Source organism: Fusobacterium ulcerans (genome assembly GCF_003019675.1).
GTDB classification, from domain to species: Bacteria; Fusobacteriota; Fusobacteriia; order Fusobacteriales; family Fusobacteriaceae; genus Fusobacterium_A; species Fusobacterium_A ulcerans.
On sequence record NZ_CP028105.1, the window covers coordinates 1,781,170 to 1,800,368 of the forward strand.

Below are 19,199 nucleotides of genomic sequence, written 5' to 3' on the forward strand. Positions count from 1 at the left end.
AATATGAATAGCTTTCAAACTGCTTTAAGTGCAGTGCTGCCAATGTTTGTTATGTTGGTGATGGGAAATTTTTTGAAAAGAATAAAAATGGTAGATGAGCATACTTTAAATAAGATGAATACTTTATGCTTTAAAACATTTTTATCAATATCTTTATACTATAACATTTACGGGGCAAATATAGCAGAAGTTTTTAATGGAAAACTATTGATGTTTGCAGTAATAACTCAGTTTATTATACTTGGAATTTCATTTATAGCAGCTATACCAGTAACAAAAGGTAAAAAGAAAAGAGGAGCTTTAATACATGGAATTTTTCATACAAACTTTGTTATTTTTGGAACATTGATAGGTACAGCACTATGTGGAGAAGGAAATATTGGGGCAATTTCATTGTTGATAGCAGTAATAGTCCCAGTGCAGAATATATTGTCAGTTATCACTTTAGAAATGTTTAGGGAAGGAGGGAAAATAAGTTTTAAACAGATAGCAAAAGGAGTTATAAAAAATCCTTATGTCATAGCAGCTATACTTGGATGTTTGACTCATTTATTTGGAATAAAATATCCAGATTTAATAGCCAATATATTTCGTGATTTAGGGAGATGCGGTACACCAGTAGCTTTGATTGTAATGGGAGGGTTATTTAATTTCGGAGCTGTCTATGAAAATATTAAAAGTATCGTGACAGGAGTTGTATGCAGACTGATAATAGTTCCAGCTATATTAATACCTATATCTATATGGCTTGGATTCAGAGGGGGAGATTTAATAGGTCTTATGTGTATATTCGTTGCTCCATGTGCAATTACATCTTTTAATTTAGCAAGTGCAATGGATTCAGATGCAGATTTAGCAGCTCAGCTGGTGGTATTTACATCAGTAGTATCTATTTTTACAATTTTTATTTGGATATTTACTTTAAGTCAATTAGGCTTAATTTAAGTTTTTAATTTAAGGGGAGGGACTATGAAAAAAGAATTGAGTTTTAGTTATGCATTATTTACCGTGATATTATCATTTTCTGTTATTATGATTCCAGCAGTTTTTTTAGGAGCAAGAACACAGCCGTTATTTTTAATTTCATGGATGATAGCAATTCCATTATGTATGAGGCTGGGATATACTTATAAAGAACTACAGACAGGATTAATGACTTTCGCAGCTAAGTCATTAGTTCCAATGACAATAGTATTATGTGTTGGAGCTTTAATAGGAACATGGAATGCTTGTGGAACAGTACCACTTATAACAAAGTTGGGGCTTCTTACAATTAATCCCAAATATTTCTTAATTATGTCATTCTTTATATGTATAATTTTTTCATTATTTACAGGAACATCATTTGGAACTTGTGGAACAGCTGGTGTAGCTCTAATGGGAGTAGGGTTAAGCATGGGAATAAATCCACTGATTATAGCTGCTCCAATAATAGGAGGAGCATATTTTGGAGATGCTATATCGCCATTATCAGACAGTACAAATGTTGCTGCTGGAACAGTGGGTATCGATTTATTTGATAGTATAAAATATCAGGCAATAACAACATTGCCAGCAGCTTTAATATGTGGAGTAATATATTTTATGATGGGAAGAAATGTTGACTACTCTATGGCTGATATTACAGTAATAAATGAAGTTGTAAAAGGAATAGACAGTAGTTACAAATTAGGAATAATACCTTTGATTCCAATGGTTGTAGTATTAATTATGTTGTTGAAGAAAGTTCCATCAATTCCTTCAATATTAAGTGGAAGTATTTCAGGATTTTTAGTAGCATGGCTGTATCAGGGACAGAGTTTTAAAAATGTAGTTCAAAGTATGTGGGGAGGATTTGTACTTAATAGTGATAATGCATTTATAAAGCAGATATTCAGTCGTGGAGGAATTACAAGCATGTCAGGAACAGCATTTTTATTTGTTTTTGCCTTTGGATTATTTGGAATTTTAAATACAGCAGGGATAATAGATAAAGTAGTAGAACCTTTGACAAAAAAAGTTAAAGGACGTCTTGGAGGAACAATTTGTACAGTTATACTTGGATTTATTTCTAATATAACATCAGCTTCTGGAAACTTTTCATTTGTATTTACAGGAAGTCTGATGACGCCAGTATATGAAAAAGCTAATTTGAGCAAATGGGATTTAACTCGTGCTATGTCTGTAGGATGTCTTTTAAGTGGACTTCTTGTTCCTTGGAATTCTAATCCTTTGACAGTAACAGGATTTTTAGGAGTAGATACAATAGATATGTTGCCATATATGTTTACTCCATTGGTAACAGCAGCAGTTCTTTTTGTAGTAACAGGTTTGAACTTAGATAAAAAATTTAAAAAATAAAAGGAGAAAATAAATATGAATAAATATTATAATGAAATAAATAATTTTATAGAGGAACATAGAGAGGAAATGCTAAAAAAATGGGAGACTTTTGTCAACCTCGAAGGACATTATAATGAAAAAGAAAATGTAGAAAAAGCTCAGGAATGGTTGAGAAAAGAATTTGAAGAAGAGGGATTTGAATGCTATATAAAAGAAGTAGCATCAGATAAAGCAGGGATATTAGTAGGGATGTTGGGGAAAGAGAGAGGAACTGCTCCTATTATTTTTTCAGGGCATATAGATACAGTACATCGTACAGGCTCATTTGGAGAAAAACCGTTTAAAATAGAGGATGGAAAAGCATTTGGTCCTGGGGTATTAGATATGAAAGGTGGGATATTAATTTCTCTTTATGCAGTAAAAGCTTTAAATTCAATTGGATACAATGAGCATCCAATAAAAATAATGTATGCAGGAGAAGAGGAATCTGATCATATAGGAAATGATGCAGATTTATTCTATGAAAATGAGAGCAGAGGGGCAATTTGTGCTTTTAATATGGAAACAGGGCATATAACAAATAGTTTATGTGTAGGACGTAAAGCTCAGTATACATTTTTTGCAACAATAAAAGGACTTGGAGGGCATGCTGGAAATGAATTTACAAAAGGGAAAAATGCTATTCATGAAGCTGTATATAAAATAAATGAGATGATGAAATTAACAGATTTGAATAAAGGAACTACAGTTACAACAAGTGTCATCCATGCTGGAGAAAATACTTCATCTATTCCAGATTTATGTAAAGTTGTATTTGATGTTCGTTTCACCAATGCAAAAGAGGGAGAATATATTGCTGAATATGTAGATAAGGTTATGAATACTGCATATATAGAAGGGACTGTAACTGAGTATTATAAAAATCTAGCAAAATTAAAAGCCTTTGATGGAGAGCCTCAAGTAATGAAGTTGTTTAATTTTGTTAATGAGGTGGCTAAAGAAAATGAATTCTCAGAATTTGGGCAGATAAAATTGGGAGGGGCATCTGATGCTGGAAATATAGCAGCTTCAGGAATACCAGTAATATGTTCATGTGGAGTAATAGGAGAATTTAATCATAATATAAGAGAGTATGCAGTAGTGGAGTCGTTATTTGACAGAAGTAAAATATTTGCATTAGCAGTTTTAGAAATAAATAAAATGATAGAAAATAAATAAAAGGAGCTAGCCATGATTACAATGGTATTATTAAATCAAATTATAGTTATGTTTTTATTGATGGGAGTAGGAATAGTACTGTATAGAAAAAAATTATTAAGTGAACAGGGAGCAAAGGATTTAGGAGCTATTTTAATAAAAGTGATAATACCATGTGTAATAATAAAATCATATTTTATAAAATTTTCTATAGAAAAATTAGAAGAACTTGCTATTTCTGGAGGATTATCTTTGCTATCTTTATTAATAGCGATGGCAGTAGCTGGTTTTATTTATAAAAAAAATAAAAAGATAGAAAATTTTGCATCTTCATTTTCAAATGCTGGATTTATAGGAATTCCATTAGTACAGGCTGCTTTTGGAGATTCAGCAGTATTTTATATAGCTTCATATATAGCATTGTTAAATTTATTTCAATGGACTTATGGAGTATTTATTATAACTGAAAATAGAGACGCTATAAAATTGAAAAAAATAATCTGTAATTCTGTATTTATAAGTTTGATTGTAGGGATAGGTATATTTATGCTGAATATACCAATTCCTGAAACAATAAAAAGAACAGTAGGATTTATTGCTGGAATGAATTCTCCAGTTGCTATGATAATATTGGGGGTATATCTATCAAAAATAGAAATAAAAAGTATTTTTACAAATAAGGATATATATTTCTGTGTTTTGCTGAGAGTAATTATTATTCCAGTTATTACATTATTTATATTTTATTTCTTACCAATAGATAATATGCTGATTATAATGATAATATTAATAGCGGCATGTACTCCAGTAGGAGCTAATATAGTTATTTTTGCTCAGCAGTATGATAAAGATTACCTCTTATCTTTAAAAACAGTTTGTTTAAGCACAGTTATATCAATTATAACTATTCCTTTGTTTTTTATGTTGGTTCAAATTATATATTAAAGTATTATTTGGAGGAGATTATAATTAAAAAATAGGTGTTGGGATTTTTAGGTACCAACACCTATTTTTATGGGGTGCAAAAAACAGGCTAACTTCTAATATCAATTAAATTTAAAATAATTAATTTCCCTGTTTAACTGTTAATTCTAAATAATCAAGCAGAATACTTATAAGATCAGAACCTTTAATTCTATTTAATCCACCTTGACTGCAAGAAATTTCATCATATTTCTCAACATAATCTTTTCTGATACTTTTTCCATTTATTAAAACGGGAACAGGATCTCCGCTATGTTCTTTTCTTTCACAAGGAGTTGAATGATCAGCAGCTAGAGCAATGATTACATCATCTAATTTTTCTTCTTTAATAAGATCAAGAACAATTTTCAGCATGTTATCATATTTCTCTATAGTCTCAACTTTTCCCTGAGGATTATTGTCATGCCCCATTAAGTCAGTAGCTTTATAATGAAGAACAACAAGATCATTAGTTTTTAAAGCTTCCACTGCTGCTTTTGCCTTCTCTTCAATATTTGTATCAATATTTCCTGTAAAACTGCTTTTGTGTATAGTTTCAAACCCAGCTAGATTTGCAACACCTAATACTGTATCTTCAGCAGCGACACAACAAGCTTTAAATTTTAATTTTTCTGTTATTTTTTTGATTTTAGGCATTTTTCCTGCACCTCTTGTAACAATACAGTTGGCAGAGAATTTACCCTCTTCGATTCTTTTTATATTTAAAGGATGATTTTTCAAAATCTCATGAGCTTTTACAATAACCTTATTCAATAGATCAGCAGTGAAAGCAGCTTCTTTGCTGTCATCTTTTGCTGTAGAAGTTTTTATTCTAAGTCCTTCTTTTTTAGGGTCTGTGTCAGAGATAGCAGAAGATAGATTTTCTCCTCTAAGAACCATAACTGCTCTATGTTCAGTTGCTTCTTTGAAAAGAACTGTAATTCCATCAATTACTATTCCGTTTAAAGCATCTGCCAGTTCCTTTGTACCCTCTCTGATTCTTCCAGCTCTACGGTCAACTATGTGCATCTCATCATCCACAGTAGCAAAGTTGCATCTAAAGGCAACATCTCCCTCTATTAATTCCATTCCTTTTCCAAAAGCTTCAATAGGTCCTCTTCCGGGATAATCTTCAATTCCATAACCAAATAGAATCAAGTGTCCAAGGTCTGTACCTACTGGTACTCCTGCTTTGTATAAATCCATAATTCCTGTTGTTCCATTTTTTGCAAGCATATCTAAAGTTTCAGTTTTAGCATATTCTAAAGGAGTCTTATTTCCAAGTACCTCACAAGGTCTGTCTCCTAATCCATCTGCAATAGCTAAAAGTACTTTTCTTTCCATAATTATTTATCTCCTTATATAACGAATTTTATCCATGTGAAGTAAATCAATGATAGTGAACATGATCCTATGAAACAAGAAATTAATCCATACACAAGTTCATCTTTAACATCAAAGTAGCCAGTACCAAAGTATAGAGTATTAACTTTTGAATGTGGTGGTAGTGTAATTGTATATGCTATTCCAAAAGAACAAACAAGAGCTAGTGCCACAGGATCTATTCCAAGCTGTTTTGATAATGCAATAACAGCTGGAATCAAGATAGTTGTTCTTACTGTTTTGCTTGTAAAGATAAGGTGACTGAATACAGTTATGAAAATTAAAGTAACTGCTACTAAAGAATGAGACATTTTGTCTAATCCAATAAGATTTATTAATTTATCAATAGCCCATGCAGCTCCCCCGCTGTTATCTACTGCATTTCCTACAGCATAAGCCCCTGCTGAGAATACCATTAAGTCCCATTTGATATTAGCTTGTTTCCAAGTTATAACTCCGATTCCAGGAAGCAGGCAAAGAAGCATACTTAAAACAGCAGTTTGCTCAGTACTGATTTTAAATCCAAACCATGCTTGCTGATAATCTCCTGTTGCCCATAAGAATAGTGTTAACATGAAGATAACTAAAGCTTTCTTTTCATTAAGTGACATAGGTCCAAGATCAGCCAGTTGTTTTTTCAATGAAATTGTTGCATTGCTCATTACATCACCAAGTTCATTTTTATGGCTGTATAGTTTAAGTCCTACAATAAAGGCAATTATAGTAGTAAGAAGAGCTTGAGGCAGAGAACCTAATAACCAAGACATATATCCAACGCTTGCTCCAGTCTGTTCATTTATAAATCCAAGAGCTAGGACTTGTGCTGAAGTTGCTGTCATTACTACTGATGTAGCAAAAGCATTGTTCTGTACTCCCTGAAGCATTATCAGTTTTCCAAAATTACTTTTTCCTGGTACAGCTTTGTACACTTCAAGTATAACTAAGATAATTGGAGCAATCAATGAAGCTCTTGCAGTTGTAGATGGTACAAAGAATGCTAGTATATAGTTGATGAATACAAAAACTATTAATGTTTGAGTAGGAGTTTTTGAGAACTTAGTTGTTAGAATAAGTGCAATTCTTTTTCCAAGATTTGAAGCACTCATTGCTGAAGTTAATACGAATGCAGCTACCATAAGCCAGATAATACTGTAACCTAAAGTTTCAAAAGCTTGACTTTGTTTTTTTACAGCTCCGATTAATGGAAGCAACAGAATGATAATAATTGAAGTTTGATAAATAGGAATTGGCTTGGCAATCCACATTATTAAGGCAAATGTAAATAGAGCTAAACTTTTTTGAGCTGCTACTGACATACCTTGAGGCAGAGACATTAATAGTATTGCAAAGAATACAATAACCGCCCCTATGATACTGAGTATGGGTACTAGATTTTTCTTTTGAGTGTCTGACATTTTAATTCTTCCTCCCTTTGTTTTAACACTTACTAATAAATCGATTTTAGTAATTTTTGTATTTTATAAGTTACTGTTGAATCTATTATAAACATTTCAGTTTATTAATGCAATCGAATTATCTTTACATTTTGATAACTTTTTGTTATCATTTGTATGGGAGGAGATTTTTATGGATATAGATAAAATAGAATCATTTGTAACTTTAGCGGAAATAAAGCACTTTGCAAAAGCGTCAGAAGTGCTCTATATTTCACAGCCAGCTTTAAGTAAAAGAATTCAGGCTCTGGAAGATGAGCTTAATGTACCTCTTTTTAATCGGATTGGGAAGAAAATATTTCTTACTGTTCAGGGGGAATATTTTAAAAAATATGCAGAGGAAATGCTGGCATCTTATTATAATGCAAGAGAATATATAAAGCAGATTGAAAATTTAGAACATGGAACTTTAAATTTTGGAACAACAAACTTTATTGGAGTGTATCTGATGCCAGAATTTATTTCAAAGTTTCATAATAAATACCCAAAGATAGAGATAAATATGGTAATTAATTCTTCTAAAAATATATTAAATATGCTTCATAAAAATCAGCTGGAATTTATTTTTCTTTCAGATTACATTGTGGAGGAAGATGACTACTATGTTATTAAGAAATATATTGATGATAATCTGAAATTGATAGTTGGGAATAAACATAGGTTATTTGGACAAAAATCATGCTCTTTATTTGATGTTGCAGATGATTTATATATAACTAAAGAACCTACTTCATCTCAGTCTAAATTTTTAGATAAAATATTTAAGAAACATAATTTTGATTTTAATAATAAACTTTTCATCAGTCATCAGGAGGCTATTAAAGAATCTGTTATTAATAATATTGGAATTTCAATTCTTTCTGTAAATTCTGTAAAGAGAGAGTTGGAAAGTGGATTGGTAACAGCTCTTGATTTTGATGAAGAGGATATTCAAAGGGAGATACAGTATGTTTATATAAAAAATAAATTTCTGACTCCTGCTGCAAATGAGTTTATAAAATTAATATCTGAGTAGATGTAAGAGATGTATTTTAATGTTTAGAAGGAATAAAACTTACAATTTAACAAAAAATGGTGCTGGGTTTTAATACAGCACCATTTTTCTATTTGTATAAAAAAACCACTTGCTAAGCGAGTGGTACAAAAAAGCCGGAAGGCTATGCTTAGAAAATAAAAGCTCCTTTGATATAATTAATTAGGTTTGCCGGCCGATTAACTAATCAAAGGAGGTCATAAAATGTATGACAATAATAGTCTATCACATACAACATGGAATTGTAAATATCATATCATATTCGCACCAAAATATAGAAGGCAGGTAATATATGGAAAAATCAAAGGAGATATAGGGCAGATATTAAGAAAACTCTGCGAATTTAAAGGAGTAGAAATAATAGAGGCTAATGCCTGTAAAGACCATATACATATGTTGGTAAGTATACCTCCGAAAATAAGCATATCAAGTTTTATGGGATATTTGAAAGGGAAAAGTTCATTGATGATATTTGATAAACATGCAAATTTAAAATATAAATATGGGAATAGACATTTTTGGTGTAGAGGATATTATGTTGATACAGTAGGAAGAAATAAAGAAAGGATCGCAAAATATATAAGAGAACAGTTGCAAGAAGATATAGCGAATGATCAATTGACATTGAAAGAGTATATAGATCCTTTCGGAGAAAAAACAAACTAAAGCACACCAGCTACTTAAGTAGCTGAATGAAGAATTACGCGGTTGGCAAACCATTCAGTAAGGCTTAAGCCTAAGCTAGTACCATACCCTTATAGGGTGGAGCAAACCACCACTTGAAGTGGTGGTTTGTGATTATATCTATTTTTCATATCTATTATAATTTTTTAATTTCTTAAATTTTTATTTTTAAACTATGACACACTGATGTCAGAATTTAAATGCTATACTTAAATAACAAAAGCCTAGTGGGACCCATTAAAAAAAGATTAAGGAGTTTTTATGATTATACAAATTTTTAAAATATTATTGGAACGAAAAAATTTCTTTCTGGATTTGCTCTGGCAGCATATTTATATTTCATTTACAGCAGTAATAATTGCAGCTGTAATAGGACTTGGAATTGGTATTTTTATCGAGAGGTTTCGTTATACTTCAAAGATAGTTTTATTAGCAGTAAATTTTCTGTATACTATTCCATCTATTGCCCTGCTGGGATTTCTAATTCCTTTTTCAGGAATAGGAAACAAGACAGCAATTACTGCACTTATTATATATGCAATGCTTCCAATGGTACGAAATACGTATATAGGGCTTGCAAATGTTTCTCCAGCTATATTAGAAGCTTCAAAGGGAATGGGAAGTACAAAGTGGCAGACTCTTTTCAGAATAAAGTTCCCTCTGGCGTTTCCAGTTATTTTTTCAGGATTCAGGAGTATGGTTACTATGACGATTGCACTAGCTGGAATAGCTTCCTTCATAGGAGCAGGGGGACTGGGAGTAGCAATTTATCGAGGAATTACAACAAACAATCCAATCATGACTATGGCAGGAAGTCTGCTTATTGCTCTGCTGGCAATATTCTTTGATACAATTCTTAATTTTGGAGAAAAATTATTAATAAAAAGAAAAAAGAGAAAACCTCTTTGTAGTATTATTATAGGAATAATTGGTGTAATAGTATTAATTAAACTTAGTGTTTCTCTATTTTTTACACCTGTTTCTAATATAATTCATATAGCTACAAAACCTATGACAGAACAATATATTTTAGGAGAGATGTTAAAGGAATTAATAGAGCATGATACAGATTTAACTGTAAAGCTCACATCTGGAGTTGGTGGAGGGACTACTAACATCCAACTGGGAATGGAGGCTGGAAAATTTGACTTATATCCAGAGTATACAGGAACTGGATGGAACCAAGTGTTGAAAGAAAAAGGAATCTATACAGAAAAGTTTTTTGGAGAGATGAATAAGAAATATCAGGAAGAGTTTAAAATGGTATGGCTTGGAATGTATGGGTTTAATAATACTTATGGTTTAGCAGTTAATAAAAAAACAGCAGATAAATATAATTTGAAAACTTATTCAGATTTGGCAAAAATATCTGACAGTTTAATTTTTGGAGCAGAGTATGATTTCTTTGAACGTGAAGATGGATATGATGCTTTATCAAAAGCTTACAATATGAGATTTTCTTCTACAATGGATATGGATATTGGTTTGAAATATCAGGCGATGAAAGATGGGAAAATAGATGTTATGAATATATTTACAACAGATGGACAGCTAGCAGGAGCTGATATTGTTGTACTTGAAGATGATCTCTCTTTTTATCCTTCATACAAGGCTGGAAATATTGTGAGAATAGAGGTGCTTGAAGCTCATCCAGAGTTAAAAGATGTCCTCTTAAAACTTGAAAACACTATAACTGACAGTGACATGGCAGAGATGAATTATCAGGTTGAAAGTATGAAACAGGAACCTAGTAATGTAGCACATAAATTTTTAGCTGAAAAAGGATATGTAAAGGAGTAAAATATGAAGGAGAAAATTATATTTGAAAATATTTCTAAAAGCTATGGGGATAAAAAAATTCTCAAAGATATAAATTTGAAAATAGAAGAGGGGGAGTTTGTTACAATTTTAGGTCCTTCAGGATGTGGAAAAACTACTCTTCTAAAACTGGTAAACAGACTTCTTAGTTTTGATGAGGGAAGTATATTGATTGATGGAAAAGATATTTTAAAAAGCAATCCAGTAGATTTACGGCGTAATATTGGGTATGCCATTCAGGGAAGTGTACTTTTCCCTCATATGATTGTAGAACAGAATATTTCATATGTTCCCTCTCTCCTCAACGGAAATGATAAAAAAAGAACAGAGACGGCAGTTCATAAATGGCTGAAAATTGTAGGATTAGATGAGAGCCTTTTAGAGCATTATCCAGATGAAATTTCAGGAGGACAGCAGCAGAGAGTTGGTATAGCAAGAGCTTTGGCAGCTTCACCAGATATTCTTCTCATGGATGAACCTTTTAGTGCAGTAGATGAAATTACTCGTAAAAATTTACAGGATGAGATAATGAGAATACAGAGTGAAACAGGGATCACAATACTATTTGTGACACACGATGTGGAAGAAGCTTTGAGATTGGGAACAAAAGTTCTGATTTTAAATAATGGTTCAATAGAGCAGTTTGATATTCCAGAAAATATATTGAAAAACCCTGCAAGCAATTTTATAAAGGAATTAATAAAATATCAGAAATAAAAGAGAAAAAATTTATGGAAAATACAGAAAGTTTTAAATTAGATCACAAAAAGATGTACTGAATATTCAAAAAAAGAGGTTGATTTCTAAGTCAACCTCTTTTAGTTTTAAAGTTTTTTAGAATAAAAATGTCCACATAAGTATTGATGCCAGAATAATAATTCCTGTCCATAAGAATACCATAACACAGTATCCCATAATATCTCTGACTCCAAGTTTAGCTATTCCTAAAGCAGGTAATGCCCAAAATGGTTGTATCATATTTGTCCAAGTATCCCCCCAGCACAAAGACATAGTAGTCAATGCTGGACTTACTCCCAAAGCATGTCCTGCTGGAAATAGTACTGGTGCCTGTACTGCCCATTGCCCTCCAGCAGATGGAACAAACATATTTACTATGGCTGCACTTCCAAAAGATAGTAATGGGAATGTATTTATTGTAGACATAGCTACCATTTTTTCAGATATCAATCCTGCTATTGAGACTCCAGTGGAATTTAATCCTGTCATCATTCCCATAATTCCAGCATAGAATGGAAACTGTAATATGATTCCAGCTGAATTTCTTGCAGCATTTCCAACAGCCTGTATATAGTTGATAGGTGTTTTATGTAGTAAAATTCCAAATATCAGAAGAATGAAGTTCATTATATCTATATTAAGACTTTTACCAAGGATGAAAAAGTGATTTATTACAAAAGTGATTCCTGATATAAATATCAATACTGGTATGATCTTACTGTATTCAAGACGTTGAGCTACAGTAGGTTTTGCAGGTCTTTCCATTACTACAGTTTCTTCTTTTAATAAATTTGCATCAATAGTTTTTGTATTTTCTTCACTAGGATGCATAGCTGCATTTAGCAGAGGAAGAGTTATAAGCATTATTAAAAGAGCTATTAAAGTAGTGATATGGTAACTTGTACTTCCTAAAGAAATAAGTTCAGTAACTGTTCCCCCAGTTATTTTTGTAAGTTCATCTACATTACTTGCTGCTTTCAATGTGATTGAACTAGTTAAAACAGACAGCATGAATGTTGAATATGCAGATGCTATTAAAAGAGGATAATCTACTTTTCTTACTGTTTTTGCAACTTCTTTTGCAAGAATAGCTCCAATTACTAATCCAAATCCCCATTGAATCAGAGTAGCTATAGCTGCTGAAAAAGTAACAAAAGCAACTGCCTGCTTTGGAGTTTTTGGAATCAAGGCAAGTTTTTTTACCAATTTATGAAAAATTGGAGCAGTTGCTAGACAGTTTCCGAATATTATTACAAGTACCATCTGCATTGAAAATCCCAGAAACCCCCAGAATCCATTTCCCCAATGTAATACCATTTGATAAGGTGTTTCTCCATTTGTCAGGACTCCTAACAAAAATACTATTGCTGATAATATTAATGCAAAAATAAAAGGATCAGGTAAAAATGCCTGTACCATGTTTGTACAGAAATTTGTTAACTTTTTAATCATGTCTTACCTCCAAGATATTTTTTATTTTAGATAAATTTTATTTGGCAAAAAGAATTTCTCTTGCTTCATCTGATGTAGCTATTTCTTTTCCTAACAATTCTATTATTTCTTTTATTTTTTTCACTCCATCAGCATTTGATTTTGCTAGCTTTCCTTTTTCTATGTATAGGTTATCTTCCATTCCAACTCTTGCGTTTCCCCCCAGAATAACAGCTGTTGTTACTATATCAAATTGATCTTTTCCAGCAGCGGCACATGACCATACAAAGTTATCTCCTAATTGTTTTTTTGCTGTGTTATATAAAAACAGAAGATTATCTACTGTAGCAGGAAGTCCTCCCATAATTCCCAGAACAAATTGAATATATACAGGACCTTTTAATAAGCCTTTTTTCATAAAATATGCAATATTATTTATCATACCTACTTCATATACTTCGAATTCAGGCTTTGTACCATTTTCTCCCATAACTTTTATATAATCTTCTATCCCTTGAAAAGTATTTACAAAGGGAAGATTATATGTATTTTTGACAAATGGAATTTCCCAGTCATATTTTGGTTCTTTTATTTTGTCAGCAATAGGAGAAAAACAGAAATTTACAGAGCCAGCATTACATGAAGCAAGTTCTGCTTTGCATGAGGGAACAGCTGCAAGTCTTTCTTCAGAAGACATTCCAATGGCTCCTCCAGTAGTTATTCCTATCACAACTTTACATCTTTTTCTTATCTCTTCTACAATGCTTTTCATTATTTTAGGATCACCAGTAGGTTCTCCATTTTCTTCTTTTCGAGCATGTATATGAACTACTGCTGCTCCTGCTTCATAAGCGGCTACTGCCTCGTCTATTATCTGTTGTGGAGTAACTGGAAGGTATTCAGACATACTTGGAATATGTACTGCTCCAGTTATTGCTGCTGTGATAATTGTTTTCTTCATGTTCATTCCCCCTTCTGTTTTAATAATTCTTACTTGCTTTAAGCTGAATTATTAATCGTCTAAAAAAATCTTTTCTTATTTTTTCTTTTTTATCTTTAGGATATTTAAAAAACCCTTCATCTGTTTTTAAACCTAAACAGCCTTCTTTAATTTTTTGTTTCATCAAATCACAGGCTTTGTCTGAGTTATTTAATTCCTTAAAAAGATTATCTTCCACTGCACACCAGATATCTAACCCTCCTAAATCAGCTGATTCTAATATTCCAGTTGTAGCACTTCTAAATCCTGGGCCATACTTTAATGCTTTTTCAACATCTTCTGATGAAGCAGCTCCTGTTTCAATAAGATGAAAAACTTCCCTTGCCAATGCATGAAGCAGCCTGTTGGCTATCATTCCTGGAATATCTTTCTTTACTTTTATTGGTTGTTTTTCAATACTTATATACAGAGCATAGACATCTGAAAATATATCTTCAGACATATTTCCAAAATATGAAAGTTCTATTATAGGCATAAGATGAGCTGGATTATACCAATGACATATCATTACACGTTTTTTTCTTTCAATAGAAATATCTTTTGTAATTTCTGATAATGATAAGCTTGATGTATTACTGGATAATATTGTATGTATAGGACAGATTTTATCTAATTGATTAAATAATTCCTGTTTTGATTTTATATCTTCAGATATTGTTTCTATTACATAGTCAGCATTTTCTATAGTTTCTTTTAGGCTGGAAAAAATTTTTATATTAGATAAAGTTAAGTTTATTAATTCTTTATCTATATATTTTTCTTCTGCCATAAATTCTAATTCAGATTTTATTTCATCTATTACATTTTCATGATTTTTTTTATTTCTGTCATACATACTTACTTTATAGCCATACATAGCAAATACATTTGCTATGCCATGTCCCATTGTTCCAGCACCAATTACACTTATATTTTTGATCATAGAATACCTCCAATTACTTTACTACTATACTATTCTTTGTCTATGTTATAGAGATGTTGTATTTTGGGGATATGGTGAATACAGGTTAGCTTTATATAAGCATTTTTTGTGCCAATCAAAATATCCCTTTATTTCAGAAAAATTATTTTTTATAAAATGAAAAAAGTCCTATTTCTAGGACAAAATGTTGCAGTTATTGACAGGTGTTACTGTTCAATATCATATTTTTTCATTTTAAAATAGAGTAAACTTCTGTTTATATTCAATAATAAAGCTGCTTTTGTTTTGTTGTTTTTAGATTTTTCTAAAGCTGCAATTATTGCATTTTTTTCACTGTCATTCTTTATATTTCTTAGAGAATCCTTATTTTTCATAATGTTTTTAGAATTGTTTATCTTGTCTAGAAAAAATTGACAGTCTTTTAATTCTATACTGTCACCTTTACATAAAAAAGCTGCTCTTTCTATAACATGTTTTAATTCCCTTACATTACCTGGCCAGTCATATTTTTTAAATATTTCTAATACTTGTGGAGATATTTTCTTAATTTCAAAATACTCTTCTTCATTAAATTTATTTATAAAATATTTGCATAAAATAGGAATATCTTTTATATGTTCTCTCAAAGGAGGAATATTCAGTTCTACTACATTTATTCTATAATATAAATCCTCTCTGAATTTTTTTTCTTTTACTAGATTTTCTAAATCAGAGTTTGTACAGCAGATTATTCTTATATTTAATTTTATTGTTTCCAGTCCTCCAACTCTCTCTATCTCTTTTTCCTGAAGGACACGAAGTAATTTTGCCTGTAATGAAAGAGGCATCTCTCCTATTTCATCTAATAAAATAGTTCCATTGTTTGCTAATTCAAATTTTCCAATTTTCCCACCTTTTCTAGCTCCTGAAAAAGCCCCCTCTTCATAACCAAACAACTCAGCTTCAAGGAGGTCTTTTGGAATAGATGCACAGTTTATTTTTATGTAATTGTTTAAACTACGATTACTTAAATATTGAATTGCATCAGCAAAAACTTCTTTTCCTACTCCTGTTTCTCCAGTTATAAGTATAGGGAAATTAGATTTTGCATATTCTTCTATCAAGTTTTTTGATTTTTTGATTTCAGGAGATATTCCAATTATTCGTGATAATGGATTTGAAGTTTGTTGATAATGTTCCAGTTGTTTTTTAATTTTTCTGTTTTCTTCTTTAATTTTTGTTATCTCTTTTTCTAAAGCTTTTACTTCTGACATATTGTTTAGAGTAGTCATAGCTACTGCTCCAATAATTTTTTCTTCATATATGATAGGATATCTGTTGCATATCAAGGTTATATTTTTATTATGTTCATAATCAAAAAAATTCATGACTGCTCCTATTTCAGGAATACCAGTATTTATAACATTCAGTAACCTGGTATTAGGAATGATTTTATCCACTCTTTTACCTATGGCGTTTTCTTGTTTTATTCCTAATAATCGAGCATAGATTCTGTTAAGATAAATTACTTCTCCAGCAGCATTTATTATTATAAAATTAGAAAAAGCTTCCAATCCTTCTCTTAATAAAGTGTTGTTGTCTATCATATACTTTCCCTCCAATGTTTTATGAAAAACAGGTATATATTCAATTTTTATACTTTTTTATTTAGTGTTTATAAAAATATTGTATAATTTTTTCAAATAAAAGTATAGACTTAATATTATGAGTGAATGAAATCTAAGAAAGCCTTGAAAAAGCAAAAAGATTTATTTTTATACAAATGTTTTCCTAATCAATGAAATGAAATCTTGAATATATGTAGGAAGATAAAAATCTTTTCTATAGGCAACACAAATGTTTACAAAAAAATCAGGAGCTCCTACTTCATAGAAATTAACTGGCTTGTAGTAAGAAAAATATTTTGCATAACTTGCCATAGTAAAGGCAACGCCATATTCTTCAGCAGCAAGTTGGGAAGCAGCTTCCATATTTCTGATAACAAAAATTTTTTCAGGATTGACTTTAGCATGTGCCAAAGCTTTGTTAGTAAAAGTTCTCGTAGCTTGTTCAATATCTTGAATTATAAACCTATTATTTTTTACATGATTTAAGTCTAGCCATGGGTATTCATGGCCTTTAATTTTAACAGCATATTTACAGGCAGGGTTATTGGGAGATATAGCAATAAGGAGTTTGTCTTTGTAGATAGAAATAACATTCAACTTATCAAGAGAGACTAACTTATTTGTAAAAATGATATCCAATTCACCTTCTAATAACATTTTCTCCATTTCTTCACTGCTTATTTCAGAACAAATAATCTCTATATTTGGGTAGCTTTTTTCAAATTTTACGAGTAATTCTGGAATAAAAAAGCTAGTACGGCGAATATGGGTCCCAATTCTTATTCTACCAGTATATCCAGCAACTAAATCTGAAAGCTCTCCTAAAAATTGATTTTGAATTATAAGAAGTTCTTTTGCTCTTTTCACATATAATTCTCCAGCTTGAGTAAGAACCATTTTTTTCCCAATATATTGAAATAACTTTATTCCCATTCTCTCTTCCAAACGTTTTAGAAAAATACTGAGAGTAGGTTGTGAGACATATAATTCTTCAGCAGCTTTTGTAATATTTCCGTGTTTAGCTAAAACTGTAACATATTCCTGTTCTCTTAAGTCCATATTCCTTCTCCTTTTTCTAAAATATAGCTTTAAGCTATACTAAATAAAACAATTTTAAATTAGACTAATAGTTATAATTGTATTATAATAATTTTAATTTAAAAAAGCAATACAAAACTATGCATGGTTTTAATACAAAAAAATAGGAAAGAGGAGAAAAGTTATGGAAAAAGGAAAAGAAAAAGCCAAAAAACAATTTAAAATGCCGCACACTTTTGTAATTATCTTTGTTATTATAGTATCAGCCGTAGTTTTGACTTGGATTATTCCAGGAGGAGAATATGCAAGATATGCTAATGAAAAAGGGATAAAAGTAATAGATCCAACTAAATTTAATTATATAAAAAATACTCCAGTGAATCCACTGATGATTCCTATGTATATAGTAGAAGCCTTTATTAAAAATATAGATCTTCTATTGGTAATATTGTTTTCAGGTGGAGCATTTCATATGCTGACTAAAAGTGAAGCTCTTCAAACTGTAATAGCTAAACTGGCAAAGAAATTTTCTAATCATATAGGGGTATTTATTCCTATTCTTACTTTAGTATTTGGACTTATATGCACAACTCAAGGAGTAAATATGTTTATTGCCTTTGCTCCTGTAATGGTAATGATGTCACTGGCATTGGGATTGGATTCTCTTTGTGGAGTAGCTATAATTCTATTAGGAGGAGCTATTGGTTTCTCTACAGGAACTCTTAATGTCAGTACAACAATAATCAGCCAAAAAATAGCAGATCTTCCTTTGTATTCAGGAATAGGATATCGTTCTATATGTTTTGTAGTATATTTTATAGCAACAAATATATATCTGGTAAGATATGCAAAGAAAGTAAGAAAAAATCCAGAGCTTTCTCCTATGTATGATTTAGATTTGAAAAATGAACTTAAAGAAACTACTAATTTAGAAAATTTTGGAGATATGGATGGACGTAAATGGGCTATAATTTTATGTTTGGTAGCAGCATTGGGAGCAATAGTTTATGGATGTATACTTCTTGGTTGGAGCCTGAAGGAACAATCTTGTATTTTTCTTACTTTAGGAATAGTAGTAGGAATAATAGCTGGATTTGACGCTAATACAATATGTAAAGAATTTCTAAATGGATGTAAAATAATGTTGGGAGCAGCATTTATAATTGGACTTGCAAGAAGTATAGGTAGTATAATGGCAGATGGACAGATCATTGATACTGTTGTTCATTCCCTAGCTAAAGTACTGAATCTTATTCCTTTTTATCTACAGGGAGTAGGAATGTTGATTGCTAATACTATAATTAATGTATTTATAACATCAGGTTCAGGACAGGCATCAGTGGTTATGCCAATAATGATTCCTTTAGCTGACTTAATTGGAATGACAAGACAGACTACAATTTTAGCATTTAACTTTGGAGATGGATTCTGTAACTATATTCTTCCTACATCAACTGCATTAATGGGAATAATAGGAGCAGCCAATATTCCTTATGATCGTTGGATGAAATTTATGTGGAAATGTTTTGTTCTATGGTTGGTAGTAGGATCAGTCATGATTATAATAGCACAAATTATAAAATTAGGCCCAATGTAAAAAAGAGGAGAA

16 protein-coding genes are annotated in these 19,199 nt (G+C 31.0%); 9 read left to right on the forward strand and 7 right to left on the reverse strand.

The features are described from left to right. The first annotated feature begins 3 nt into the window (after window positions 1-3). From C4N20_RS08315 to C4N20_RS08330, 4 genes are read left to right on the forward strand one after another with little or no spacing between them, the layout of a single operon-like run. Window positions 4-945, forward strand: a complete 942-nt coding sequence (locus C4N20_RS08315; RefSeq protein ID WP_005978963.1) for an AEC family transporter — start codon at window positions 4-6, stop codon at window positions 943-945. A 24-nt stretch (window positions 946-969) separates the two neighbouring features. Then, entirely contained in the window at window positions 970-2,340 is a 1,371-nt protein-coding gene (locus C4N20_RS08320) for a Na+/H+ antiporter NhaC family protein (protein WP_005978965.1), read from the forward strand. A gap of 15 nt (window positions 2,341-2,355) precedes the next feature. Then, window positions 2,356-3,540: a M20/M25/M40 family metallo-hydrolase gene (locus tag C4N20_RS08325; RefSeq protein WP_005978966.1), complete on the forward strand. Its 1,185-nt coding sequence runs from the start codon at window positions 2,356-2,358 to the stop codon at window positions 3,538-3,540. Between the two features lie 12 nt (window positions 3,541-3,552). Further along, on the forward strand, window positions 3,553-4,464 hold the full coding sequence (locus C4N20_RS08330) for an AEC family transporter (protein WP_106878570.1): 912 nt from the start codon (window positions 3,553-3,555) through the stop codon (window positions 4,462-4,464). Window positions 4,465-4,584: 120 nt separating this feature from the next. Here C4N20_RS08330 and C4N20_RS08335 read toward each other — a convergent pair whose 3' ends face one another. Next, the gene (locus tag C4N20_RS08335) at window positions 4,585-5,826 is read right to left on the reverse strand and encodes a 2,3-bisphosphoglycerate-independent phosphoglycerate mutase (RefSeq protein WP_005978968.1); all 1,242 of its coding nucleotides are present in this window, start codon (window positions 5,824-5,826) and stop codon (window positions 4,585-4,587) included. A gap of 14 nt (window positions 5,827-5,840) precedes the next feature. Beyond that, window positions 5,841-7,280, reverse strand: coding sequence for an SLC13 family permease (locus C4N20_RS08340; RefSeq protein WP_005978970.1), 1,440 nt, complete (start codon window positions 7,278-7,280; stop codon window positions 5,841-5,843). A 172-nt stretch (window positions 7,281-7,452) separates the two neighbouring features. On the opposite strand from C4N20_RS08340, the gene C4N20_RS08345 reads away from it, so the two are divergent. The 4 genes from C4N20_RS08345 (at window position 7,453) to C4N20_RS08360 (ending at window position 11,571) form a co-directional block, all read left to right on the forward strand. Then, entirely contained in the window at window positions 7,453-8,334 is an 882-nt protein-coding gene (locus C4N20_RS08345) for a LysR family transcriptional regulator (protein WP_005978972.1), read from the forward strand. A 222-nt stretch (window positions 8,335-8,556) separates the two neighbouring features. Then, window positions 8,557-9,018, forward strand: coding sequence for an IS200/IS605 family transposase (gene tnpA / locus C4N20_RS08350; RefSeq protein WP_005981031.1), 462 nt, complete (start codon window positions 8,557-8,559; stop codon window positions 9,016-9,018). 279 nt (window positions 9,019-9,297) lie between these two features. Next, window positions 9,298-10,836 carry an ABC transporter permease/substrate-binding protein gene (locus C4N20_RS08355; protein ID WP_005978979.1) on the forward strand — a complete coding sequence of 513 codons (1,539 nt, stop codon included), beginning with the start codon at window positions 9,298-9,300 and terminating at the stop codon, window positions 10,834-10,836. A 3-nt stretch (window positions 10,837-10,839) separates the two neighbouring features. Continuing rightward, on the forward strand, window positions 10,840-11,571 hold the full coding sequence (locus C4N20_RS08360; protein WP_005978982.1) for an ATP-binding cassette domain-containing protein: 732 nt from the start codon (window positions 10,840-10,842) through the stop codon (window positions 11,569-11,571). A 117-nt stretch (window positions 11,572-11,688) separates the two neighbouring features. Here the strand turns inward: C4N20_RS08360 and C4N20_RS08365 are convergent, their stop codons facing one another. From C4N20_RS08365 to C4N20_RS08385, 5 genes are all read right to left on the reverse strand, one after another. Continuing rightward, a complete protein-coding gene (locus tag C4N20_RS08365; protein WP_005978984.1) occupies window positions 11,689-13,044 on the reverse strand; it encodes a short-chain fatty acid transporter in 1,356 nt (451 codons plus the stop codon). Window positions 13,045-13,081: 37 nt separating this feature from the next. Then, the gene (locus tag C4N20_RS08370) at window positions 13,082-13,984 is read right to left on the reverse strand and encodes a beta-keto acid cleavage family enzyme (protein ID WP_005978986.1); all 903 of its coding nucleotides are present in this window, start codon (window positions 13,982-13,984) and stop codon (window positions 13,082-13,084) included. A gap of 19 nt (window positions 13,985-14,003) precedes the next feature. Then, the gene (locus C4N20_RS08375) at window positions 14,004-14,945 is read right to left on the reverse strand and encodes a 3-hydroxyacyl-CoA dehydrogenase family protein (RefSeq protein WP_005978988.1); all 942 of its coding nucleotides are present in this window, start codon (window positions 14,943-14,945) and stop codon (window positions 14,004-14,006) included. Window positions 14,946-15,151: 206 nt separating this feature from the next. Further along, window positions 15,152-16,531, reverse strand: coding sequence for a sigma-54 interaction domain-containing protein (locus tag C4N20_RS08380; protein ID WP_005978989.1), 1,380 nt, complete (start codon window positions 16,529-16,531; stop codon window positions 15,152-15,154). A gap of 168 nt (window positions 16,532-16,699) precedes the next feature. Next, window positions 16,700-17,611, reverse strand: coding sequence for a LysR family transcriptional regulator (locus C4N20_RS08385; protein ID WP_005978991.1), 912 nt, complete (start codon window positions 17,609-17,611; stop codon window positions 16,700-16,702). 163 nt (window positions 17,612-17,774) lie between these two features. Here C4N20_RS08385 and C4N20_RS08390 point away from each other — a divergent pair, with 163 nt between their 5' ends. Then, entirely contained in the window at window positions 17,775-19,187 is a 1,413-nt protein-coding gene (locus C4N20_RS08390; RefSeq protein WP_005978993.1) for a YfcC family protein, read from the forward strand. Window positions 19,188-19,199: the final 12 nt, after the last annotated feature.